We start from the raw sequence: 269 nt of genomic DNA, 5'->3' as shown, positions 1-269 counted from the left end.
ATGCAGGCCAGCGCCCAGAGCCAGGTGGGCGTGGATTACGGACTGCACCTGATCCTGACACATGTAGACGATCAAGTTTTGACCGACGTGCGCAGCGCGATCGAGCGGGAGGGGGTAAGCAGCTTCAAGATGTTCATGGCCTACCCCGGGGTCGTGATGTCGGACGACGCGGCGATCTTCAAGGCGATGCGGATGGTCGGCCAGCACGGCGGCATGATCGCTCTGCACGCCGAGAACGGCCTGGTCATCGACCAGCTCATCGACGAGGC

1 pseudogene is annotated in these 269 nt (G+C 62.8%); it reads left to right on the top strand.

The window, feature by feature from the left end:
• A pseudogene (locus R0J92_RS23310) lies at positions 1-269 on the top strand (hypothetical protein); the annotation flags it as partial.

This window comes from Tritonibacter sp. SIMBA_163, assembly GCF_046535935.1.
GTDB lineage: Bacteria > Pseudomonadota > Alphaproteobacteria > Rhodobacterales > Rhodobacteraceae > Epibacterium > Epibacterium scottomollicae.
Note: the sequence above shows the minus strand (reverse complement) of the source record. Positions and strands in the feature narration are given on the sequence as shown.